This window comes from Nonomuraea maheshkhaliensis, assembly GCF_039529435.1.
Lineage (GTDB): Bacteria > Actinomycetota > Actinomycetes > Streptosporangiales > Streptosporangiaceae > Nonomuraea > Nonomuraea maheshkhaliensis.
In genome coordinates this window covers 22,665-44,944 of the sequence record NZ_BAAAMU010000068.1, presented here as the reverse complement: position 1 = coordinate 44,944, position 22,280 = coordinate 22,665, and the positions used below count along the sequence as shown (strand labels likewise).

General features: G+C 71.6%; 21 protein-coding genes. 10 read left to right on the top strand and 11 right to left on the bottom strand.

The annotated features are described in order from the left end of the window. Positions 1-141: 141 nt before the first annotated feature. From cysS to ABFX54_RS57155, 7 genes are all read right to left on the bottom strand, one after another. Positions 142-1,509 carry a cysteine--tRNA ligase gene (cysS, locus tag ABFX54_RS35275; protein ID WP_346110998.1) on the bottom strand — a complete coding sequence of 456 codons (1,368 nt, stop codon included), beginning with the start codon at positions 1,507-1,509 and terminating at the stop codon, positions 142-144. Positions 1,510-1,529: 20 nt separating this feature from the next. Further along, positions 1,530-3,374, bottom strand: coding sequence for a sigma factor-like helix-turn-helix DNA-binding protein (locus tag ABFX54_RS35270; protein WP_346110997.1), 1,845 nt, complete (start codon positions 3,372-3,374; stop codon positions 1,530-1,532). A 48-nt stretch (positions 3,375-3,422) separates the two neighbouring features. Beyond that, positions 3,423-5,243: a UvrD-helicase domain-containing protein gene (locus ABFX54_RS35265; protein WP_346110995.1), complete on the bottom strand. Its 1,821-nt coding sequence runs from the start codon at positions 5,241-5,243 to the stop codon at positions 3,423-3,425. 4 nt (positions 5,244-5,247) lie between these two features. After that, the gene (locus ABFX54_RS35260; protein ID WP_346110994.1) at positions 5,248-7,620 is read right to left on the bottom strand and encodes a hypothetical protein; all 2,373 of its coding nucleotides are present in this window, start codon (positions 7,618-7,620) and stop codon (positions 5,248-5,250) included. Positions 7,621-7,732: 112 nt separating this feature from the next. Further along, positions 7,733-8,509 carry a class I SAM-dependent methyltransferase gene (locus ABFX54_RS35255; RefSeq protein WP_106240821.1) on the bottom strand — a complete coding sequence of 259 codons (777 nt, stop codon included), beginning with the start codon at positions 8,507-8,509 and terminating at the stop codon, positions 7,733-7,735. 102 nt (positions 8,510-8,611) lie between these two features. Beyond that, the gene (locus ABFX54_RS35250) at positions 8,612-9,682 is read right to left on the bottom strand and encodes an ABC transporter substrate-binding protein (protein WP_346110993.1); all 1,071 of its coding nucleotides are present in this window, start codon (positions 9,680-9,682) and stop codon (positions 8,612-8,614) included. A 17-nt stretch (positions 9,683-9,699) separates the two neighbouring features. After that, positions 9,700-9,930: a putative acetyltransferase gene (locus ABFX54_RS57155; RefSeq protein ID WP_428834607.1), complete on the bottom strand. Its 231-nt coding sequence runs from the start codon at positions 9,928-9,930 to the stop codon at positions 9,700-9,702. A 105-nt stretch (positions 9,931-10,035) separates the two neighbouring features. Between ABFX54_RS57155 and fdxA the strand changes: the two genes are divergently transcribed. The 3 genes from fdxA to ABFX54_RS35235 all read left to right on the top strand — a co-directional run bounded on the left by fdxA (position 10,036) and on the right by ABFX54_RS35235 (position 12,297). Next, positions 10,036-10,362, top strand: coding sequence for a ferredoxin (gene fdxA, locus ABFX54_RS35245; RefSeq protein ID WP_106240826.1), 327 nt, complete (start codon positions 10,036-10,038; stop codon positions 10,360-10,362). 114 nt (positions 10,363-10,476) lie between these two features. Further along, the gene (gene dapC, locus ABFX54_RS35240; protein ID WP_346110992.1) at positions 10,477-11,547 is read left to right on the top strand and encodes a succinyldiaminopimelate transaminase; all 1,071 of its coding nucleotides are present in this window, start codon (positions 10,477-10,479) and stop codon (positions 11,545-11,547) included. Between the two features lie 93 nt (positions 11,548-11,640). Next, positions 11,641-12,297, top strand: coding sequence for a DUF4178 domain-containing protein (locus ABFX54_RS35235; protein ID WP_346110991.1), 657 nt, complete (start codon positions 11,641-11,643; stop codon positions 12,295-12,297). A 15-nt stretch (positions 12,298-12,312) separates the two neighbouring features. On the opposite strand, the gene ABFX54_RS35230 is transcribed toward ABFX54_RS35235, so the two are convergent. Then, positions 12,313-13,170 carry a hypothetical protein gene (locus tag ABFX54_RS35230; protein ID WP_346110990.1) on the bottom strand — a complete coding sequence of 286 codons (858 nt, stop codon included), beginning with the start codon at positions 13,168-13,170 and terminating at the stop codon, positions 12,313-12,315. Between ABFX54_RS35230 and ABFX54_RS35225 the strand changes: the two genes are divergently transcribed. The 6 genes from ABFX54_RS35225 to ABFX54_RS35200 all read left to right on the top strand — a co-directional run bounded on the left by ABFX54_RS35225 (position 13,169) and on the right by ABFX54_RS35200 (position 18,070). Next, complete coding sequence (locus tag ABFX54_RS35225) at positions 13,169-14,002, top strand: 2,3,4,5-tetrahydropyridine-2,6-dicarboxylate N-succinyltransferase (RefSeq protein ID WP_346110989.1); 834 nt, start codon at positions 13,169-13,171, stop codon at positions 14,000-14,002. The two genes, ABFX54_RS35230 and ABFX54_RS35225, sit on opposite strands and share 2 nt — an antisense overlap. Next, complete coding sequence (gene dapE, locus ABFX54_RS35220; RefSeq protein WP_346110988.1) at positions 14,002-15,057, top strand: succinyl-diaminopimelate desuccinylase; 1,056 nt, start codon at positions 14,002-14,004, stop codon at positions 15,055-15,057. The genes ABFX54_RS35225 and dapE overlap by 1 nt, the downstream gene beginning before the upstream one ends. A 216-nt stretch (positions 15,058-15,273) precedes the next feature. Next, positions 15,274-16,071, top strand: a complete 798-nt coding sequence (locus ABFX54_RS35215) for an LOG family protein (RefSeq protein ID WP_346110986.1) — start codon at positions 15,274-15,276, stop codon at positions 16,069-16,071. Positions 16,072-16,093: 22 nt separating this feature from the next. Continuing rightward, entirely contained in the window at positions 16,094-16,678 is a 585-nt protein-coding gene (locus tag ABFX54_RS35210; RefSeq protein WP_346110985.1) for an LOG family protein, read from the top strand. 82 nt (positions 16,679-16,760) lie between these two features. Continuing rightward, positions 16,761-17,522, top strand: a complete 762-nt coding sequence (locus tag ABFX54_RS35205) for a hypothetical protein (protein ID WP_346110984.1) — start codon at positions 16,761-16,763, stop codon at positions 17,520-17,522. A 29-nt stretch (positions 17,523-17,551) separates the two neighbouring features. Further along, positions 17,552-18,070 carry a DNA-3-methyladenine glycosylase I gene (locus tag ABFX54_RS35200; protein ID WP_346111011.1) on the top strand — a complete coding sequence of 173 codons (519 nt, stop codon included), beginning with the start codon at positions 17,552-17,554 and terminating at the stop codon, positions 18,068-18,070. Here ABFX54_RS35200 and ABFX54_RS35195 read toward each other — a convergent pair. Genes ABFX54_RS35195 through ABFX54_RS35185 form a run of 3 tightly spaced genes read right to left on the bottom strand, consistent with a single transcriptional unit; the run spans position 18,042 to position 21,895 of the window. Beyond that, on the bottom strand, positions 18,042-20,288 hold the full coding sequence (locus ABFX54_RS35195; protein WP_346110983.1) for a polysaccharide lyase 8 family protein: 2,247 nt from the start codon (positions 20,286-20,288) through the stop codon (positions 18,042-18,044). The two genes, ABFX54_RS35200 and ABFX54_RS35195, sit on opposite strands and share 29 nt — an antisense overlap. Before the next feature lie 36 nt (positions 20,289-20,324). After that, complete coding sequence (locus tag ABFX54_RS35190) at positions 20,325-21,101, bottom strand: enoyl-CoA hydratase-related protein (protein WP_346110981.1); 777 nt, start codon at positions 21,099-21,101, stop codon at positions 20,325-20,327. Further along, positions 21,098-21,895 (bottom strand): PaaX family transcriptional regulator, encoded by a 798-nt coding sequence (locus ABFX54_RS35185; protein ID WP_346110980.1) that lies wholly within the window; start codon positions 21,893-21,895, stop codon positions 21,098-21,100. Before ABFX54_RS35185 ends, ABFX54_RS35190 begins: the two co-directional genes overlap by 4 nt. 159 nt (positions 21,896-22,054) lie before the next feature. Here ABFX54_RS35185 and ABFX54_RS35180 point away from each other — a divergent pair, with 159 nt between their 5' ends. After that, entirely contained in the window at positions 22,055-22,222 is a 168-nt protein-coding gene (locus ABFX54_RS35180; RefSeq protein WP_020545024.1) for a DUF3117 domain-containing protein, read from the top strand. Positions 22,223-22,280: the final 58 nt, after the last annotated feature.

Below are 22,280 nucleotides of genomic sequence, written 5' to 3'. Positions count from 1 at the left end.
CACCGCCACCTCCTTCATGCCGAACTGGCATCAAGTCTGGCAGTTCGCGATCACTCCTCCGGACGCCTTCCCGGCCGCGACAGCGCCGACCGAGAGCGCTCGCCCGGCCTCGCCGGCCCCACGTCCGTCAGTCCGGGACGATCACTCCCAGGTCTGGCCTTCGGCGGTGTCGGACACGCGTACGCCCAGGTCGGCGAGCTTGTCGCGGAGCCGGTCGGAGGCCGGCCAGTCTTTCGCCTCGCGCGCCCGCTCCCGCGCCTCCAGCAGCTCACCGGCCCCGGGCGGCAGCACCTTGGCCTTGCCGATCTCGGTGGACAGATCGAGCGCCAGCACCTGGTCCAGATGGAGGAACGTCTCGAACTTCGCCCCTGGCGCCACCGACTCGTCCCGCTCCAGCTCGCGCAGGATCCGCAGCGCCGCAGGAGTGTCGAGGTCGTCGTCGAAGGCCGCCTCGGCCCGGTCGGCGTAGTCCCTGGACAGGGGCGCGCTGACCGACTCGGACCACTCGGCCACCCGGGCCCGCCACCTGCGCACCGTACGGTCGGCGGCCCGCAGGGTGTCCCAGGTCAGGTTGAGCTGCTGGCGGTAGCGGTGCTCCAGGAACGCCAGCCGCACGGCCAGCGGGTCGAGCCCCTCGGCGACCACGTCGGACAGCAGCACCACGTTGCCCGTCGACTTGGCCATCTTGCGCCCGTCGAACAGCAGGTGCTCGCCGTGCACCCAGTGACGCACCACCTCGTGCCCGGCCGCCGCGTCGGACTGGGCCCGCTCGTCCTCGTGGTGCGGGAAGCGCAGGTCGATCCCGCCGAGGTGGAGGTCGATGCGCGAGCCGAGGAAACGCAGCGACATGGCCGAGCACTCCACGTGCCAGCCGGGAAAGCCCCTGCCCCAGGGCGTGTCCCAGGTCAGCTCGCCCTCGGCGGGCTTCCACAGGGCCCAGTCGGCGTGGAACCGCTTGCGCGGATCGACGGCCTCGATGCGGTGGGCGGGCCTGAGCTCGTCGAGCCGGTTGCCGGAGATCTCGCCGTATGAGGGGAACGTACGGACATCGAAGAAGACCGACCCGTCGGGCACGGTGTAGGCGTGCCCCTGCTCGATCAGCTTGGCGATCAGCTCCACCATCAGCTCGACGCTCTCGCTGGCGCGCGGCATGTGCTCGGGCGGGCGCAGGTTGAGCGCGGAGGCGTCGGCCACGAACGACTCCTCGTGGAAGCGGGCCAGCTCAAGCGGCGAGCGCCCCTCGGCCTGCGCCTGGGCCAGAACCTTGTCCTCGCCCTCACCAGCCGGGGAGTCGGCGAGGTGGCCGACGTCGGTGATGTTCTGGCAGGCCACGACCCGCACCCGCCGCCGCTCCAGGACCCGTCTGACCAGGTCGGAGAGTACGTAGGTGCGCAGGTTGCCCACGTGCGCGTGGCGGTAGACGGTCGGCCCGCACGTGTACATCCGCAGCGCCCGCCCGGCGTCGATCCGCTCGACCTGCCTGGCGCGCGTGTCGTAGATCCGCAACATCTCCCGAGCTTAGCCCGGCGTCATCCGCCCAGGAAACCGAGTATGTCCCGGTCACCGCGCTCGCGCAGCCTGGCGAGCACCTCCTCGCGGCCGGCCGTGTCGGGCAGCCCGATCCTGGCCCCGATCAGCCGCAGGCCCTCCAGCTCCGAGCTGACGGGAGCGGTGTAGCCGAGCAGGTAGAGCGCCCGGTTCACCGGCGGCATCGCCAGGGGCGCGGCGGGCAGGTAGCGCGTCAGCAGCTCGCCGCCGTCGGACACGGTGAGGAAGACGTGGTCGCCCTCGTTGGCCTTGTACTCGACCAGGATGTTGCGGATCGACCCCATGGTGGGCTGGTTGTGCCAGCTGATCACCACGTCGCCGGACGGCGCGGAGGCGGTCAGCTGCCCGCCGGGCGCCATCCCCAGGTACGCCGCGAACCCCGTCGGCAGCGGCGATCCTGAGCCGCGCAGGTGCTCGGCGTTGATGTCCACCCGGTGCCACCAGCGCCCGTCGCGGGAGCGGAAGCTGCGCCGGGTCTCCGAGACGTCCTTGCGCGGCTGGTACGGCTCCGCCTCCCCGCCCGGCGAGGTGCCCGCCACCCGGATCCAGCCCCGCTGCGTGCGCTCGAACCCGGGCCCGCCCGAGTACGCCCGCACGGAGCTCTCGCTCACGTCGTAGCGCGAGGTGAGGTTGGCCACGATCGTGCTCACCGACGCCTCGCCGCCGGCCCGCTCGATCTCCCTGGCGATCATCTCCCTGATCCCCAGGTACTCGTCGCCGCCCCACCTGGTCAGCCCGTACTTGTTGCGGTCGAGCCGGCGGAAGCGCTCGTCGGCGGTGAGCTGGTTGCGGATGCCGACCAGGCTGTAGTCCTCGCCGATGCGCTCCTGGATCTCCTCGGGCGACAGGGGCGTGCCCGCCACCGCCAGCACCGCCTCGGCCTTCTCGTTGATGCTGCGCGGCCACGGCACGACGTGCTGGCCCAGCACGCGAAGCTGCGGCACGGCCAGGATCCACCGCTCGGCCACGTCCTCGTGCACGCCGAGCTGGGACACCATGGACACGGCCTCGGGCAGCGGGCGGGGCCCGTCGGCGAAGAGCTGGCGCGTCTTCTCCCGCAGGTCGTCGGCCCCGCCGGCCACCAGCCAGCCGTCCGACTGCTCGTAGCCGGTCATCAGCGTACGGACGAACCGCCACGCCGGGATCCCCAGCGCGCGCAGGTCGCCCGCGTGCCACGGCACGACGGTCTGCAGGTCCTCGGCCGGCACGGCCACGCCCAGCCGCCCGCGCAGCCACGTCACGTGGGCGACCAGGCCGCCCGCCTCGGGCTTGGCGAGCCAGGCGTCGATCTGCTCGCGCAGGTCGCGCTCGATCTGCCTGATCCGCTCCCTGGTGACGGAGAAGCGCTGCGCCAGCTCGTCCAGGGTGGCCCGCTGCTCGGCGTACAGCCGGTCGCGCGCGATGGCCCGCTGCCGGTCGTCCAGCGCCGCGAACAGCTCGTCGATCAGGTCGGGCAGCGGCTTGTCCGTTCTCGCCGGGCCGGGCCCGGCCTCGGGCGCGGGTTCGAGCAGCCGCTCGAAGACGCCGCTGAACAGTTTCTGCACCACGTCCTTGCCCAGTGTCTCCGGCGTCCGCTCGGCCTCGGCGGGGTCGGAGAACCGCAGCAGCGGCAGGATGTCGCCGAGCGTCAGATGCCCCCAGCAGGCCACGGCCAGGTCGGCCAGACGGCCCGCCACGGTCTGTGTGCCGACGATGGCGCACGCGCGGTCGAGAGGAATCGCCTGCCACCAGGCCTCGGGCAGCTGTGGCTCCTCCACGATCGGCGCGATCTGACCAGGAGAGGTCCAGCGCAGTGGTGGCGTGAGGTCGCTCAGGCTGAGGTTCATTGAGGTCCAACCGGCAAAGGGAAGATATCCGCAGTTCAGACTATGTGATCAGAGGGGTAGAAACGGGCTGCCTCTTCCAGAATGGGAGATATAGAGCATCGAGCGAGCACGGGTGCAGGCGACGAACAGTATGCTCCGTTCGCGTTGCAGAGCGTGCGCGCGTGCTTGCGGTTCTTCCGGCAGCGGCCCTGGCACCACGTCGTCGGCGACGCCGACGAGCGCCACGCGTTCGAATTCGAGCCCCTTGAGTTGCGGGAAGCTCGCCCCCCGCACGCCCAGGCCGTCGAGCGCGCGGCCGGCCCGGCGCGCGAGCCGCTGGTGGCGGGCGCCGACCGCGATCTCGCCGGCCGGCACGCCGTCGGCCAGCCAGCCCTCGACCGTGGCGCGCAGGCCCGCCAGCTCCGCCTCCAGCGTGTCGTACGCCCGCACGAGCGGCCGCTCGCCGTTGCGCGTCGCGCTGAGGCCGTACATGTCGGTGACGCCCGCGACGAGCCCGGAGGACAGGCCGCCGCCGCGCAGCCGGACGACGAACGACAGCACCTCCTGCGGCAGGCGGTAGGAGAGCTTGAGCGTGTGCTGGACGGCGGGGATGCCGAGCGCGCCGAGCGCCACGCGCGCGTCGGTGACGCGCTGGTGCGGATCGCCCACGATGAACAGGTCGTCGCGCGCCCGCGGCACCGCCGCCCGCAGCAGCCGCCACTGCGCCGCGCTGATGTCCTGCGCCTCGTCCACGACGATGTGACGGTACGGCTTCAGCCCGGGATCCACATCGTCGAGCAGATCACCCGTCGAGATCGACAGCAACCGCAACGCCTCGTCGGTCAGCTCGGCCAGCGAGCGCGCCCCCGGGCCGACCAGCGCCGGGCGGCGGCCCTCCGCGTCGGCCACGATGCGCAGGGCCAGGCGTTCGACGTTGTCCACCTCGACCCGCTTGCGCACCACCTCGTCCTCGATCAGCAGGTCCAGCTTGGCCGACAGCTCGTCGGCCAGGCTCTGCGAGAACGTCACCAGCAGTACGGGCCCCGCGCCGCGCGCCGCCAGATGGGCCGCCCGGTGCAGCGCCAGGACGGTCTTGCCGGTGCCCGCCCCGCCGATGACCAGCACCGGGTGCTCGTACCTGGCGGCCCTGGCCAGCCGGTGCTGCGGCGGGTCGAGGAACGTGCACCAGTCCGGCGCGTCCAGCACCCGCTCAAGCGCCACCTTGTCCTGGACGAACGCCGCGCGGTCGGGGCTGCGCCGCAGCGCCGCGTACAGGTCGTCGGTGTCGATCGGGCCGCTCTCCGGGTCGGCGGCCCGCCAGGCGTCCAGCTCGCGCCACGCCTCCGCCAGGGTGCCGCCGCGCGCCAGCGCGGCCAGCGGGGCGTACTGGGTGGGCGGCAGCAGCGGTTCGAGCGCGGCCACGTCGGCCTCGGTCGTGATCAGCCGGAACAGCGGCAGCGCGTGCAGGTCGAGGCCGAGGCCCAGCAGGTCTCCGTCGCAGATCGGGTCGAACAGCCCGGACGACCCCGCCGATCGGCGTAATGCGGGCTCCACCCGCTCCAGGGACTCCGCGTCCCACTCCTCGACGACGCCGATCACCGGGTTGACGCCGTAGCGGTGGCGGCGCGCGTACGACCAGGCCTCGGCGTCCGGCAGCACGTCGCGCAGCCAGTAGACGTCCCGCTGCCGCACCACCACCCCGCGGTGGCCGGCCGCCAGGCGCAGGGTCGCGACCCGCGGATCGCGCGCGCCCCGCACCCTCTCGGCGTGCGGGGCGCCGGCCACGTTCAGCAGGAACCGGCGCAGCGCGACCACGGCGTCCCTGCGCACCGGCTGGGCCAGTGCGCTGAGCTCCCTGGGGAACTCCGGGCCGATCGCGAGCCGCGGCACAGGCTCAGTCCAATAGTTCGAGCAGGTCGCGGTCACCGCGTTCGCGGAGCCTGTTGAGCAGGTCGGGCAGGGCGACGGGGCCCGTCATGCCGATTCTGGTCGCGATCACCCTGGCCGCCTGATCTCGTGTGCCTCCCGGGGCCGTGTACCCGACCAGGCGCAGCGCCTTGGTGATCTTCTCGGCGCCCTGCGCGGCGACCGGCAGGTGCCTGGCCCTCAGCACGCCCTCGTCCGACAGCGTCAGGAACAGGTGGCCGCCCTCGCGGGCGCCCACGTCCACCAGCAGGTGCTCGATGGACTGCAGCACCGGCGAGCCGTGCCAGGTCATGGTCAGCTCGCCCGCGGCGCTCCTGACCGTCCTGCTCTCACCCGGGTTCAGCCCCAGGTACGAGGCGAAGCCCGTCGGCAGCGCGCACTCGCCGCCCGCCAGCTGCTCGCCGGTCACGTCCACGCGCAGCCACCAGCGGCCGTCCGGCTGCCTGAAGCAGCGCCTGGTCTGGGAGACGTCCTTCAGCGGCTGGTACGGCTTGTCCGGCTCGGGCGCGCCGCCGTTCGTCTCGCTCGCGGGCCCCGTCACCGGGGTGAACGCCTGGAACTGCGGCGGGCCCGGGGGAGGCGGCGACTGGGCGGGGCCGAACGCCGACTGCAGCAGCTCCACCGGCTCCTGGCGCATGGCGGCCTGCTGATCGTGAACCTGCTGATCAGGAGTGTGCTGGTCCGGGATCTGCTCGGGCGCGGCCTGCTGGGCCTCAAGCTCCTGGGGCTGCTCGTACTGCTGCTCCCGCACGGGCGGAGGGGCCAGCGTGGTCAGCACGAACTGCCAGGCCGGGACCTCCAGCGCGCGGATCTCGACGTTGTGCCAGTCGGCCGCGCCGATGATCCGCTCCTTGGGCGCCTCGGGGCCGATCGTCGCGACCAGCTCGTCCAGATGAGCGCGGTACGGGGCCGCCTCGTCGCTGGACAGCCAGTGGTCGAGGCGGGCGCGCAGCTCGTCCTCGGTGGCGGCGATCTCGGCGGGCGGGACGGCGAAGAGCTTGGCCAGCTGGTCCACGGCGGAGGGCTCGTCGGTGAAGACCCGGTTCTGGGCCACGGCCCAGCTCTTGTCGTCCAGACCGGCGAACGCGGCCTCGATCAGCTCGGGCAGCTCCTGCTCGCGACCGCTCTCGGCACCGGCCTGCTCGCCCTGCTCGGCGTGCTGCTCGGCGTGCTGCTCGGCGGGCTCCAAGGGGAACTGCTCGACCGGGACCTGCTCGGCGTGAACGTCTTCGTGAACGTTTTCAGGGACCTGCTCATCGAGGACATCCCCGGCCGGTTCGGCTTCCTGAACGTCGGGCACGGGCTCGTCGGCGGTGTCCAGCGCGTCCCCGTGGTGCTCCTCAAGGGCGTCGCCGTGGTGTGCCGCCACGACCTGCTCGCTCTCGGGCGCGCTCTCCGGCTCGGCTGCCCGCGCGACGGACTCCTCGGCCTGTTCCGCGGCGGCGACCTCGGCCGCGTGCTGGGCGGCGGCCACCTCGGCGTCGTGCCGGGCGGCGTCCCCAGCGTCAGCGTCAGCGCCGGCGTCGTCGGCGACAGCGTCAGGGCCGGCGGCGTCCCCAGCGGCGTTCTCCGCCGCGACCGGCCCCACGTGAGACTCTTGGGCCTCGTGCTCCGGCTCCGGCGCCGCAGCGGCGGGCTCAGCCTCGCGCGCGGCCTGCTCCTGAACGTCCCGCTCGTGCGCGAAGGGCTCATGCGCCAGCGGCGCGGCGACGGACTCGCCCACTGGCGACTCGGCGGGCTCGACCGGCTGGGCGGCCACCGGCTCGGCGGGCTCGACCGGCTGGGCGGCCACCGGCTCGGCGGGCTGGTCCAGTGGCGGCGCGACGGGCTCGGCGGCCACGGGCTCGGCGGCCACGGGTGCGGCCTGCGGCAGGCCGGCGGGCGTGGCGAGCGGCGGCTCGTGCCTCCCGCCCGGGGCCGGAGCGGCGTACGCGAGCGGCTGCGCGAGGTGCACCAGGACGGCGGAGAACAGCGTGTTCAGCACCGGCCGCGCCTGGATGAAGGGCTGGTCCACCAGCTCCCGGCTGGTCAGCGCCAGCAGCCCGGCCCACGACCCGGTGCGGTCGAGCGCGATGGCGACCGCGGGCTCGTCGGCCTCGTCCGGGTCCAGCACGTGCAGCGCGGGCAGGACGTCGCCGATCGAGGCGGCCGGCCAGTGTTCCAGGGCGATCTCCGTCAGCAGCTCGCCCAGCGACTCGGGGCCGATCGCGGCCAGGACGCGGGGCATGGGCAGGCTGCGCCACCACGCATCCGGCAGGTCCGGCTGCCCGGTGAGTAGCGTGATCGTCGACGCGTCGCTCCACCTCAACGGTGGTACGAGGTCGCTCAGGCAGAAGTTCATCCCGTTCCGTTCACCAGCCCCTCACGCCGCCGCAGCGGTGCAGCCCAAATCTCGCCGCCCACGGAACAGACCATAGTCCGGCAAAACAGCCCTACGCATCATGCACGACGCATCAACGCCGAACAGCGGCAAAGCGTAGACGCACGTAGTCGGCCATCCAGCCAGTCTCCCTGCGAAGTGCGGGCGCGGCCAGTTCGTTGACGCGACGGAGCAGGGGCTCCACGATCTCCGGGGGAAGCCCTTCGAGCACCGATGCGGCGAACACGCGCACCCAGTCCGCGGCCCCGCCGGGGCACTCGTCAAGGGGGGTCGGCCGGTCGAAGTATTCGAGCAACCTGACGACGAACCCCTCCTGCTCGAGGCGGCGGGCGTACTCGGCAGGCGTGGGAAAATACCACGGGAGCTCTGGTTCGCGCAGGCCGTATTCGCGCCACGCGGTCAGCATCGCGGTGGTCAGCTCGGCGCAGTTGCCCGCGCCGCCCATCTCCGCGACGAAGCGTCCGCCAGGCTTGAGTGCCTCGCGGACGCTGGCGATCACGGCGGCCGGGTCGCGGCTCATCCAGTGCAGCGCCGCGTTGGAGAAGACCGCGTCGTACGGGTCCACCACCGTGAAGTCGTGCCCGTCGCCGATGATGAAGTCGATGCCGGGATACTGCGCCAGCGCCTTCTCGATCATGGCGGACGAGCCGTCGATGCCGAGGACGTCGGCGCCCCTGAAGGCGATCTGCGCCGTCAGCACCCCGGTGCCGCAGCCGAGGTCGAGCACTCGCTCGCCGGCCCGGGGGTCGAGCAGGTCGACCAGTGGCGCGCCTTGGGTCGATACGTAGCCGAAGCTGCTGTCGTAGGCGCGACTGTTCCACCGCTCCAAACTCGGTGTGTCGTATCGCAAGACGATCAGCTCACAATCGATCAGACATCGGGCCCCCGTGGCCGTGCTGTCTGTTCACTTTAGAGGCTGATTGTCGCTACCACATATCAAGTCACATAGGACTCATCCCACCTTCTTGCCCCACTCCTTCCTCAGGTACGCCTTCGCCGCGTCTGCCTGCGGAATCGTCATGAGCACCGGCGGGCCGGGCGCCTTGGGCAATTTCGCGGCCTGCTCCCTGTCGAGCGTGCCCTTCATGAGCATCGCCTCGCCGCGCACCGGCCTGGCGTACCCCTTCTGGAGCAGGTTCTGGCCCTCGTCGGAGAAGAGGAACTCCTGCCAGAGCCGGGCCGCGGCCGGGTGCGGGGCGTTCTTGTTGATCGCCTGCACGTGGTAGCCGCCGAGCGCCGCGTCCCGGGGGATCGTCACCTTCCAGGCGTCGCCGTGTTCGGCGCTGCGCGCGGCGTTGAGGTGGTCCCAGGCGATGACCACGTTGGCCTTGGCCAGGTCGGTCAGCCTGCCCGCCTGCTTGAGCCTGGCGAACAGCTCGACGCCCTGCTGCGGCTGCGGCGTCCCCGAGCGCATGGACGCGGCCATGACGCCGCCGAACGCCGACGCCGAGCGCAGCGGGTCGCCGTCGAGCGCGACCTTGTAGCCGGGCCCGAGCAGGTCGGCGAAGGAGGCGGGCGGTTTGACCGCGCGGGGGTCGTAGCCGATGGACATGTAGCCGCCGTACGCGGCGTACCAGGCGCCGGACGGCTCCTTCACCTGGTCGGGCAGGTCCTGCCAGCCCTGGACCTGGTAGCGGGCGAACCGGTCGGCCGCGGAGACGGCCACGTCCATCGTCAGGTCGAACACGTCGGGCTTGAGCTGCGCGGCGGCGTCCAGTTCACGTTTGCTGCTCGCGGTGGGCTCCAGCTCGTTGACCTTGATGTCGTACTTGTCGGCGAAGGTGTCGATGACCTCGCCGTAGTTGACCCATTCGCGGGGCAGGGCGATCACGTTGAGCTCGCCCTCGCGCTTGGCGGCCTCGGCCAGGCGGTCCATGGTGCCGAAGCCGGCCTTCAGCGAGGTGGCTCCGGTGTTGATCGGCGGCAGGTTCCTGGCCTCGGTGGAGGCGGTGTCCGTGGACGACGCGCCGCATCCGGCGCTGGCGAGGATGGCTGCTGCGGCGGCGCAGGTACGTACAGTCACGTATTGAATACTTGCTGTTACATCCGCCCAGGTCGAGGAGGCGCGGCCGGAACGACCTTGGCGGCCACGAGTGTCTCTTCGGGGATCTCCACCACGGTGCCATCCCTTTTGCGAACTTTGAGAAGTCCGTCCGGCCACGACACGAGCACGCCCACCGCGTCACGGAACCCGCCCGGGACGCGTCTGCGGGTGGTGATCCGTGCGCCTATATCCTGACTTGTGATGGCGATGACGAGGCGCGCGACCATGAGTTTGGCACCCTCCGTTTCGGCCAGCGTGCAAGCACGGCAATACTAGGGCGTAGCAAACCGCGGTCGAAGTCATGCCATGGTGCGGAGAAGAAGGAGCTCGAGGTGACCTACGTCATCGCGCAGCCTTGCGTGGACGTCCTGGACAAGGCGTGCATCGAGGAATGCCCCGTTGATTGCATCTACGAGGGCGAGCGCATGCTTTACATCCACCCCGACGAGTGCGTGGACTGCGGCGCGTGCGAACCAGTGTGCCCCGTCGAGGCCATTTTCTACGAGGACGACCTTCCCGAGCAGTGGAAGGACTTCTACAAGGCGAACGTGGACTTCTTCGAGGACCTCGGCTCGCCCGGTGGCGCCTCGAAGGTGGGCAAGATCGAGAAGGACCATCCGGTGGTGGCCGCCCTGCCGCCGCAGGGCGAGGACCACTGACGAGTCCCGACGTCGTGCACGGGGGCATCCGCAGGGATGCGCCCCGTTCGCGCCATGCGCCCGTGACGCGGCTCCGCTGAGCCGCCGCGCCCCAGTACGCCGAGGAGAAGAATCGTGAACAAGCTGCCTGACTTCCCCTGGGACCGGCTGGAGCCGTACAAAGAGCGTGCGCTGGCGCATCCCGACGGCATCGTCGACCTGTCGGTCGGCACGCCCGTCGACTCCGTGCCGCGGGTCGTCCAGGACGCCCTGGCCGGAGCGTCCGACAGCCCCGGCTACCCGCTGACCCACGGCACCGTGGCGCTGCGCGAGGCCGCGGCCGGCTGGCTGCGGCGCAGGCACGGCGTCACGGTCGGGCCGCGCGACGTGCTCCCGCTGATCGGCTCCAAGGAGTTCGTCGCCTGGCTGCCCACCTACCTGGGCGCCAAGCGGGTGGTCTTCCCCGAGCTGGCCTACCCCACCTACGACGTGGGCGCCAGACTCGCCGGCGCGGTCGGCACCGCGTCCGACAGCACGCTCGCGCTCGGACCCGAGCCCGTCGACCTCATCTGGGTCAACAGCCCCGGCAACCCCACGGGGCGCGTGCTGCCCGCCGAACACCTGCGCAAGGTCGTGGCCTGGGCCCGCGAACGCGGCGCCGTCGTGGCCTCCGACGAGTGCTACATCGAGCTCGGCTGGGAAGAGCAGCCGATCTCGATCCTCCACCCCGACGTCTGCGGCGGCTCCCACGAGGGGCTGCTCGCCGTCCACTCGCTCTCCAAGCGCTCCAACCTGGCCGGCTACCGCGCCGGGTTCGTGACGGGCGATCCCGTCCTGGTCAAGCGGCTGCTGGAGACCCGCAAGCACGCCGGCATGATCATGCCGCAGCCCGTGCAGGCCGCGATGGCGGCCGCGCTCGGCGACGACGAGCACGCCGAGCACCAGCGCGAGCTCTACGCCGCGCGCCGAGCGCTGCTGCGGCCCGCGCTGGAGAAGGCGGGCTGGGAAATCGACCATTCGACGGCAGGGCTGTACTTCTGGGCGTCCAACGGGCAGAACGCCTGGGATCAGGTAGCCAAGCTTTCCGAAATCGGCATTTTGGTCGCGCCGGGCGAATTCTATGGATCAGCAGGTGGGCGCCACATCCGCATCGCGATGACCGCGACTGATGAGCGGATCGGTGCGGCGGTGCTCCGCCTCCAGTAGGATCGCGCGTCATAGCCATCCCAACTGGCTTGAGCACGCATAAATTGATAAGGGCTTATGCCGAGGCAGACCGCGAGTGGAGCGAGCTGATCGATGAGCATGACCTCCATGGTCGTACTCGGGCTGAGCATCGCCACCGTCCTGCTGCTGCTGGGCGCCTTCTTGGCGACCATGCGGCAGGACAGGAGAGGCCGCACGAGCGCGCCGCCCGCGCAGGTCGCGTCCTTCGAGACCCCGCTGGCGGCGCCGGTGAGCGTCCCCGCGCATGTCGGCACCGACTACACCGACCCTCGCACCCTCCGGATCGGGGACCGGATCCAGGTGCACGGCTCACGCGCCCGCGTGCTCGGAGCGATGTACATCTCGTGGCAGGGCCACGAGTGGACCGAGTTCTTCCTCCGCGACTCCGCAAGGCGCTACCAGTGGCTCTCGGTCGAGGTGCTCGACGGTGACCCGCCGCACCTTGAGGTCCAGCTCTGGAATGACGTGCCGACGCAGGGCATGGTCCCGGCCAAGAGCATGCTGATCATGGAGGGCGTGGAGTTCTTCCCGATCGAGCGCGGCACGGCCGCGTTCAGGACCGAGGGCGACACCGGCTACCCTGAGCGCGGCCTGCTCGACTTCGCCGACTACCGGGCCGCCGACGGGCGGTTGTTGTCCTTCGAACGCATCCAGGGCGGCTCGTGGACGGCCGGCTACGCCCAGCCGCTCCCGCCCGGCTCGATCTCCATCGTCCGCCGCGCCTCCTGAGCGGCGCTTCCCTTCTCAGGACAGCTCGACCCGGCGGTCGCCGGCCTTGCCGCCCGCCTGCCAGCCTTCGAGCTCCAGGTCGTTGGACCAGGTCACGCCGCTGTAGCCGACCCGGCTGATGGCGTACTGCTCGGCGTGGGCCACCGACCAGGCGGCCACCAGCCACCCGCGCTTCTTCGACGTGATCGCCGTGCTGCCCAGCGCCCTGGCGAGCTGCTTGCGCGCCTCGGCGGTCTTCGGCTGCGGCGGCGGGGTCTTGGCCGAGGGGTACCAGCAGTGGACCGCCTTCGGGACCCGCCCGGTGAAGGCGGCGGCGAGGATCTTCGCGTCGCCCTCGTGCGGCGCGTACGCGTAGCCGCCCGCCGAACGCTGCACGGCCTGCGCCGCCTCGGCCAGCGGGAGCTTGCGGTAGTTCTTCACCTTGACCAGCGCGGCGAAGAACTTGTTGGTGGCGTAGACGGGGTCCATGAGCTGTTTCTTCCTGCCCCAGCCCTGCGACTCGCGCTGCTGGAACACCCCGACCGAGTCGCGGTCGCCGTAGTCGAGGTTGGACAGCTTCGACTCCTGCAGCGCCGTGGCGTACGCGATGACCACGGCCCGCTCGGGCAGCCGGCGGCGCGCCGCCACGGCCGCGATGGTGGCCGAGATGCGGGCCTGCTCGATGTCGAGGCCGATGGTGCCGTCGGGCGTGACGGCGGTGCAGTAGGCCTCGGGCTGGACCGCCAGCCGCGGAGCCCGCTTCAGCAGGTGATAGAGGCCCACCGACACGCCCACCGCGAGCACGACGACCACGACCACGATGGTGATGACCCCACGAGAGAAGCGCACGCGCACCCTGAAGAACCTACCCGGCCGGATAAGCTCCGTGGCCATGAGTCACGTGAGCACCTCGTCACCGATACCCCCGGTGGTGGACGAGCTGTGGGAGCGCCGCGCGGAGCTGTCGCCGGCCGACGCCGAGGCACGCCACCTGGTGACCGGCGCGATCGATCTGCTCGACCGGGGAGAGGCCCGTGCGGCTCACCTGGTCGGCGGCGAAGTCGTCGTGGACGAGCGGGCCAAGCGGGCGATCCTGCTCAGCTTCAAGGTGCTCGGCCTGGTCCGCTCGCAGGTGGGCGACTTCCACCAGCACGACCGGCATCCGCTCAAGAGCTCACTCGACGGCGTCCGCGTGGTGCCGGGGGCCATCGCGCGCTGGGGCTCGTACCTGGCGCCCGGCGTGGTGCTGATGCCGTCGTTCACGAACATCGGCGCGTACGTCGATGCCGGCACGATGGTCGACACCTGGGCCACGGTCGGATCCTGCGCCCAGATCGGCAAGAACGTGCACCTGTCCGGCGGCGTGGGCATCGGCGGCGTGCTGGAGCCGCCCGGCGCGGTGCCGGTCGTGGTCGGGGACGACGCGCTGATCGGCAGCCGGGCGATGATCGTGGAGGGCGCCAGGGTCGGCGAGGGCGCGGTCGTCGGGGCTGGAACGATCCTGTCCGCCTCGATGCCCGTCATCGACGTCGAGAGCGGCGCGGAGCTGGCCCGCGGCGCGATCCCCGCGTGGTGCGTGGCGGTGAGCGGCACGCGGCAGAAGGAGTTCCCCGGCGGCACGTTCGGCCTGCCCTGCGTGCTGGTGATCAAGCGCCTGGAGCCGGGGCGCAGGCACGACAAGGCGGCGCTCAACGAGGTGCTGCGCGAACACGGAGTGAACACCTGATGCTTGACCTGACCCAGGACGTACGCGACCTGACCGCCGCGATCGTGGACATCGAGTCGGTGAGCGGCGCCGAGAAGGCGCTGGCAGACGACGTCGAACGGGCGCTGACGGCGCTGCCGCACCTGAAGGTGACCAGGTCGGGCGAGACCGTCGTGGCCCGCACGGAGCAGGGGCACGCCGAGCGCGTGCTGATCGCCGGCCACCTCGACACCGTCCCTCTCGCGGGCAACCTGCCCAGCCGGGTGGAGGGCGACCTGCTGTACGGGTGCGGCACCTCCGACATGAAGGCCGGCGTGGCCGTCGCGCTCAGGCTGGCCGCCACCGTGCCCGCGCCCGTCAGGGACGTGACCTATGTCTTCTACGACTGCGAGGAGATCGAGGCCGAGCGCAACGGCCTCACCAGGGTCGCCAGGGAGCATCCCGACTGGCTGGCGGCCGACTTCGCGGTGCTGATGGAGCCCACCGACGGCGTGATCGAGGGCGGCTGCCAGGGCACCCTGCGGGCCGAGGTCACGGTGACCGGCCGGCGCGCCCACAGCGCCAGGTCGTGGTTCGGGGTCAACGCCATCCACGGGATCGAGCCGGTGCTGGCCAGGCTCAACGCGTACGAGGCGCGCCGGCCGGTGGTCGACGGGCTGGAATACCGCGAAGGGCTGAACGCGGTCGGCGTGCGCGGTGGCGTGGCCGGCAACGTCATCCCCGACCTGTGCGTGGTGACGGTCAACTACCGCTTCGCCCCCGACCTGTCGCTGGAGGCGGCGCAGGAGCACGTACGCGAGGTGTTCGACGGCTTCGAGGTGGCCTTCACCGACGGCGCGCCCGCGGCCAGGCCGGGGCTGACGCATCCGGTGGCGGCTGCCTTCACCGCGGCCGTCGGCGGCACTCCGCGCGCCAAGCTGGGCTGGACGGACGTGGCCCGCTTCTCCGCGCTGGGGGTGCCCGCCGTCAACTACGGCCCCGGTGACCCGAACCTGGCACACCAGCAGGGCGAATACGTGTCGCTGCCCAAGATCGTGGAGAGCGAGCGGGCGATGCGGAACTGGCTCCACATATGAAAGTGGCCTTCCTCGCCGGCCATTTGGCGGGGAAGACCACTTTCAGTCCCGAGCAGCACCCTCGGCAGTTAGACGCGGGGGAGTCGAAATCCGGTTCCCGGCTTCGTCCAGATTTTTTCAGACAATGTTCCGTCCGTCCGACCAGCGATTTCGCCTTCAGCCGACAGACTCGGACGACGGAACCGGCCGCGCGTGAGAAGGGCTAGCGTCATCTCCATGGAAAAGATTCGCCGAGAGCGCCGCCAGGGACAAGCCGTCGTCCGTGGCGACCTCGTCCCCAGCTCCACCCACGACCAGCGGCTGCTGGCCCGCCAGGGATCCTCCGACTGGGTCCACATGGACCCGTGGCGGGTGCTGCGCATCCAGGCGGAGTTCGTGGAGGGCTTCGGGCAGCTCGCCGAGCTGCCGCCGGCGGTCACCGTCTTCGGTTCGGCCCGCACCGCCCCCGACACGCCCGACTACGCGATGGGCCGCGCGCTCGGCAGGAAGCTGGCCGAGACCGGCTACGCCGTGATCACGGGCGGCGGGCCCGGCGTCATGGAGTCGGCCAACCGGGGCGCGCTCGACGTCGACGGCGCGGTGTCGGTCGGGCTCGGCATCGAGCTGCCCTTCGAGCAGCGCATGAACGACTACGTCGACCTCGGCATCGAGTTCCGCTACTTCTTCGTGCGCAAGACGATGTTCGTCAAATACTCGTGCGGCTTCATCGCCCTGCCCGGCGGCTTCGGCACCCTCGACGAGCTGTTCGAGGCGCTCACGCTGGTGCAGACGCGCAAGGTCACCTCCTTCCCCGTGGTGCTGATGGGCTCGGAGTTCTGGGGCGGGCTGCTCGACTGGATCAAGAGCACGCTGCTCGGCACCGGCAAGATCGCGCCGCAGGACCTCGACCTGATCACCATGACCGACGACGCGGAAGAGGCCGTGCGGATCATCGTCGACGCCGACCGGGCCCGCTCCCAGCAGCGTGAGGAGGAGCTGAAGGCCGCGGCGGTCCAGACCGCGGAGCCCCAGTAGGCCCCGAATAAGCTCTTGCGCCGTGAACATCTGCGTCTACTGCGCCTCAAGCCTCAACATCGACAAGAAGTACATCGAGCTGGCCGCCGCCGTCGGCACCGAGCTCGCCCGGCGTGGCCACACCCTGGTGAGCGGCGGCGGGTCGGTGTCCTGCATGGGCGCCGTCACCGCCGCCACCAGGCCCGCCGGCGGCCGGACGGTCGGGGTGATCCCGCAGGCGCTGGTGGACATGGAGGTGGCGGACGTGGAGTCCGACGAGCTGATCGTCACGGCCGACATGCGCGAGCGCAAGGGCATCATGGACGCCCGCTCCGACGCGTTCCTGGTGCTGCCCGGCGGCATCGGCACGCTGGAGGAGCTGTTCGAGATCTGGACCGCCCGCGTGCTCGGCCTGCACGATCGCCCGCTGGTCATCCTCGACCCGTTCGGCCTGTACGACCCGCTCAAGCACCTGGTCGACGGCATGTACGAGCAGGGCTTCACCCGCCCCGACGTCTTCGACGCGATCTCCTGGACCTCGACCGTGGCGGAGGCGTTCGCCGCGCTCGAATCGCGCACCCAGCCCGTGCGGCCGAGCGTCGCCGAACTCGGCGAGGCCGCGGGCTGACCTGCGCGGCTTCGCTCGCTTCCGGGGGCGGACGCGGCAAGTGCGGGACCTCGTGCCCCGATGGTATGAGTACGATGCCAATGTGCTGGTCATACTCGCCATCGCCGCCATCGCCATCTTGGCCTGCGTGGTGCTGGTCTCCCTCGGCAGGGGCGGTGAGCTGACCGAGTTCCCGCCCGACGTGCCGCCGCTCGACCTGCCCGAGGCGGGGCAGCTCACCGCGGTCGACTTCATGGCGCTCCAACTGCCGGTCAACCTGGTCGGCTACCACACGCAGAGCGTCGACGAGACCCTGCGCAGGGCCGCCGGCGCGATCAGCGCCCGCGACACCCGGATCGCGGTGCTGGAGCAGCGGGTCTCCGAGCTGCTGTCGAGCCGGCTGTACGCGCGGCAGGAGGTCTATGCCGCGCCGGGGGCGGGGCCGCGTACCGAGCACGAGCCCGAGGCGCCGGCCACGCCGCGCGAACTGCCCGAGTCGGGCGATCCGGTGGGGGCGGGCGGGGCCACGGCGACGTGGGAGCACGCCGCGCAGCTCAAGCGCCCGCCGGAGTGGCGGGTGGCCCAGCCGGGCGACACCGCCGCCGCCAACGGCGAGACCCCGGCCGCCGCTGCCTCCGATGAAGGGGCCGCCGCCAAACCGGACGACGAGTTCGTGGCCGAAACCGAGGAGGCGGCAGAGGAAGAGCCCGCCGAGCAGCCGGCCGACGGTGAGAAGGCGGAGGAGACGGTGGCGGTGCGCGAGGAGCCCGACGCCGAGGATGAGCCTCAGCCCGCCGTCAAGGACGAGGCCGTCGAAGACAAGGACAAGGACAGCAAAGGCAAGGACGGCGACGAGCGCCCGTGAGTGAGCCCATCCGCTGCAGTTGGGCGGGTATGTCCGACCCGATGTACCTCGCCTACCACGACGACGAGTGGGGCCGCCCGCTCAGGGGCGACGACGAGGTCTTCGAGCGCGTGTCGCTGGAGGCGTTCCAGTCGGGCCTGTCGTGGCTGACGATCCTGCGCAAGCGGGAGAACTTCCGCGCCGCCTTCGACCGCTTCTCGATCCCGAAGGTCGCCGCGTACACGGAGCAGGACGTCGAGCGCCTGCTCGGAGACACGGGCATCGTCCGCAACCGGGCCAAGATCGAGGCCGTCATCGGCAACGCCAGGGCCGCCTACGACCTGCCCGGCGGCCTGTCGGAGCTGGTGTGGCGGCACGCCGACCCCGACGCTCCCGTGCCCGCGACGATGGCCGACGTGCCCGCCGTCACCCCTGGCTCGAAGGCGCTGGCCAAGGAGCTGAAGAAACACGGCTTCCGGTTCGTCGGCCCGACCACGGCGTACGCGCTGATGCAGGCGATCGGCCTGGTCAACGACCACATCAAGGACTGCCTGGCGCGGAGCCGCTGAGCTCCACGCCGTGGCCGCGCCCCAGCGACCCGCCTACCGCCACGGTGATCACGGGGGTCCTGCCTGTGCGCACGGTGACGGTCTCGTCGGCCCTGACGACCCCGCGGGCGGGGCGGTCGAGCGTGATCGTCACGACGTCCACGGTCCTGCTCGGGTCGGCCACGGCCAGGAAGAGCCGTTCGCGGGCCCGGCGCAGCATCACCACGCAGGGCTGATCCACGCTGACGATCCCCGCCGTACCCGGCGTCCAGAAGGTCGCCCCGAGCAGCGAGCGCGTCCGTACGGCCTGCACGTCCCGCGTGTTGGCCAGCACCCGCGCGGGCCGGCTGCCGCGAAAGGACCTGGTCCGCTCGCGGGTGGCGTTCGGCAGCAGCACGTAGGCGTATGTGGCGTCCTGCGGGTCGATGCCGTGGTCGTACCAGATCGTCACGTATCGCCGGGAGACGAGGTCGGCGGCGCCCTCGGTGTCGTCGCCCGCGTTGATGTCGCGCCAGCGGCCCGAACGCGTCTCCACCAGCATCGAGGCCCCGTCGACGACGTAGCCGCCCGCCCCTGGCAGGTGGATCCACCCGTCGCCCACGTACGGCTCCGCATCCGTGGCGCGGTTGTCCACCACGGTCTCGATCCTGCGGCCGTCGCCGCTGGTGATGCCGCCGCCGAGCGCCACCACGGCCGAGTCGAGGCAGAACCACGACTTGCGCGCCCGCAGGGTGACGCCGTCGCCGATCAGCTCCATGGCCGCGACGCCGTACCGCCCCTCCAGCGCCACCCCGCCCGCCGGCTCGTTGGCCGGCCGGTAGGCGCTGAAGTCGAGATCGGCCCGCTCACGGGTGTCCACGGTGGTGCCGGGCAGCCGGTACGGGTCCACGGTCGGCCAGAAGTCGTGCCCGTAATGGCCGAGGTCGCCGGTGTAGAGGTAGGTCATGCCGTCGCCGGTGTACCAGCCGTGCGGGTTCTCCCCGTTGATCGCCTCGTAGGCGGCGACCCGCCGCGACGACATGCTGATCGCGACCGACCAGCCGGGCCGCCGGTGCACGACCCGGTCCATCGAGGGGAACACGAAGTGCCCTGAGGGGCCCGGCGCGGCCTCCACGCTCTTGTCGTCGAGCACCGCGACCGCCCGCCTGGTCTCCGGCACGTTCGCGTGCCGCAGGTAGGCCCGGCTCCCGCCGCGCTCGATCCACCCCTTGGCCAGCGCCATGAAACGGCTCCGGTACGGCTCCGGCGCGCTCTCCGCCAGCAGCAGCACCGCCGAGATCACGCCATGGCCCGCCACCCGGTCGGAGAACGCCTGCCGCGTCGCCGCCCGCCCCCTGACGGTGTCCATGAGCAGCCCGTCGTGCATGAAGGGCGCGAAGGAGCGCTCGACCGCGTCCAGCACCACCCGCAGCCCCGGGTCGCTCACCTCCCAGGGCGAGCCGTGCAGCAGCGCCACGCTCTCGGATACCGCGATGAGCAGGGACAGGCCGTAGGAGCCCGTGTAGGCCACGCTGCCGTGCTGGATGAACGAGCCGTCGCGGTAGAAGCCGTCGCCGCTTTCGGCGTAGCGGAACACGCTGTGCCGCCCGCCGTCACGCACGTCGGAGAGCCCGTCGCGGGCCAGCGCCAGCCGGCCGGGGTCACGCCCGGCCACGCCGCGGAAGGCCACGATGCCGGCCTTGTCGGCCCGGTTGGAGCCGCTCTCGGAGGCGTCCGGCCAGCCCGCGCGCCGGTCGGCGTCGGGGCAGAACCGGTCGATCGCCCTCAGGTACGCCTCCGTCCGGCCCGCGTCGAGCCGATCGCCGAGCAGCACGCACACCCGGGCCAGTTCGGCGGGCGTGCCGATCTCCCAGAACCACCAGTTGCCGCTCTCCGGGAGCCGCTCGTTGTAGTGGCCCTCGTGCAGCAGGTCGAGCGCCTCGATCACCTGGGCCGCCACGGCGTCGTCGCCGTACTGGGCGGTGCCGGGCGTGGCCCACGCGGTGGCGATCAGCCGCAGCCGGCCGTAGCTGCCCGTGACGCGGCCGGGCCGGCCCCCGAGCGGCAGGTCCGGCCAGAGGAGACCGGGCGTCATCTCGGCCAGCCGGCGGGCGGCGCGCTCGCTCAGCGTGGCCATCGGCCGCTCGTAGACCGGGTCGGAGGCGTCGAACGCGCCGCCCGTGAGCAGGCGCACGGCCCTCGCGCGCAGGCCCTCGACGTCATACGGAGCGCGCGGGCGATCGGATCCGGAAGAGCGCATGGCGCAAGCCTTACCCACGCGGCCGTGCCGGCTCGGTCACTCCGCGTTGAAGACCGGCACTTCTTTGGCGAGGAAGGCCCGGGTGGCGTCGAGATGGTCGCGGGTCGCGACGCATTCGTCCTGAAGCTCGGCCTCCAGGGCCAGCGCGTCGGGCAGCGAGTGCGTGGCGGCGTAGGCCAGCGCCCGCTTGGTGGCGGCGTAGGCCAGCGTGGGGCCCTGCGCCAGCCGTACCGCGAGCTCCTGGGCGCTCTTCAGCACCTCGCCCGGCGGGACCACCCGGGTGACCAGGCCCAGCTCCAGCGCGCGGGCCGCGTCGAGCGGCTCGCCGAGCAGCATCAGCTCGGCCGCCCTGCCGGGGCCGACCAGGCGCTGCAGCGTCCACGACGCGCCCGTGTCGGGCGCCAGGCCGATGCCCGCGAACGCCAGCGCGAACTTCGCCTTCTCCGAGGCCACCCGCAGGTCGCAGGCGAAGGCCAGGGACGCGCCCGCGCCCGCGGCCACGCCGTTGACGGCGGCCACCACCGGCTTGGCCATGGTGGTGATCAGCTCCACGATCGGGTTGTAGTGCGCGCGCACGGTGTCGGCCAGGCCACGGCCAGCCTCCAGGTTCGCGGCGTGCTCACGCAGGTCCTGCCCGGCGCAGAAGGCCCGGCCCGAGCCGGTCAGCAGCACGGCCCTGACCGCGCGGTCTTCCGCGGTGCGGCGCAGGGCGGCGAGGAGCTCCTGCTTGGTCTCGGCGGTCAGCGAGTTCATCGCCTCGGGACGGTCGAGGGTGACGGTGGCGACGGCGTCGGCCGTCTCGTAGCGGATCACATCAACTCCCTGTCGACGAACGCGGCGGCTGCGGGCAGCAGCCGGGCGGCTTCCTGCTCGAAGTAGGCCCTGGCCTTCTCGCCCGGCCAGCCCGCTGGCAGCAGCTCGGGCGGCAGGCCGGGGTCGCGGAACAGGAAGTTGCGCCACCCGTGCACGAGTCTGCTCCTCGTCGCGAACACCAGGTCGGCCGGGGCCTGTTCCGGCAGCGTGCTGATCAGCGTGACAGCTTCGGCGTGCCAGCTCTCGTACGCCTCGCCGATGGAGGTCAGATCCCAGGCCCTGGCCACCAGCTCGCGCGGGTCGCCCTCCAGCCCGGCGTCGAACCTGTCGGCCCGCACCCCCTCGCCTTCGAGCAGGTTGTCCAGCTCGATCGAGGAGCGCGGGCCGATCCAGGTGGTCTCCGACAGCGACGCGTAGCCCAGGAAGGTCAGGTCGGCCTTGAGCCGCTCTCTTCGCGGACGCTCCTTGACCGGCTCGAAGACGATCAGATGCCAGCGGCCGTGCCAGGTCAGCGTTCCCGCTCGGTAAATTCTCAGTGCTGCCTCATCCAGCCGTCTGACGCATTTCGGCGTCAGCCCGTAGCCGGCGCCCTGAGGCAGTCTCAGTGGCCGCAGCCACCCCTGCCGCACCATGCGTGAAACCGCCGTGCGTACGGCGGGAGCGGCGATGTCCAGGGGTTTCATCAGCCGGACGAGTGCGGCGACGGATGCCTGTCCACCGCGTGAGCGTAAGTGGTCCCCATAGAGGTCGAACAGAGCGGCGCGAGCGTGCACGAGGTCCAGTTTGGACGTCATCGCACGCCTCGACAACGCATTCTGGGAGGAGATCGTTACCCATGAGCGCTCTCGATGCGGGAGAATAGGACATCACAGAAGACGTGAATGCGCCGACCACCCCCTCGGGAGGTCGGAAATCGCGGGCCGCGGGAGCCCAAGGCAGGAAGGGATGCACGCATGGCGGCGATGAAGCCGCGGACCGGCGATGGTCCGCTCGAGGTCACCAAGGAAGGGCGCGGCATTGTCATGCGGGTCCCCCTGGAGGGTGGCGGCCGGCTCGTCGTGGAGATCTCCGCCGACGAGGCGAAGGCCCTCGGCGAGGCGTTGAAGAACGTCGTCGGCTGAGAGCTCCCGAGAGACCACTTGATTGACCGACCCTGGCGTGGCCCGGCGCCAGGGTCGC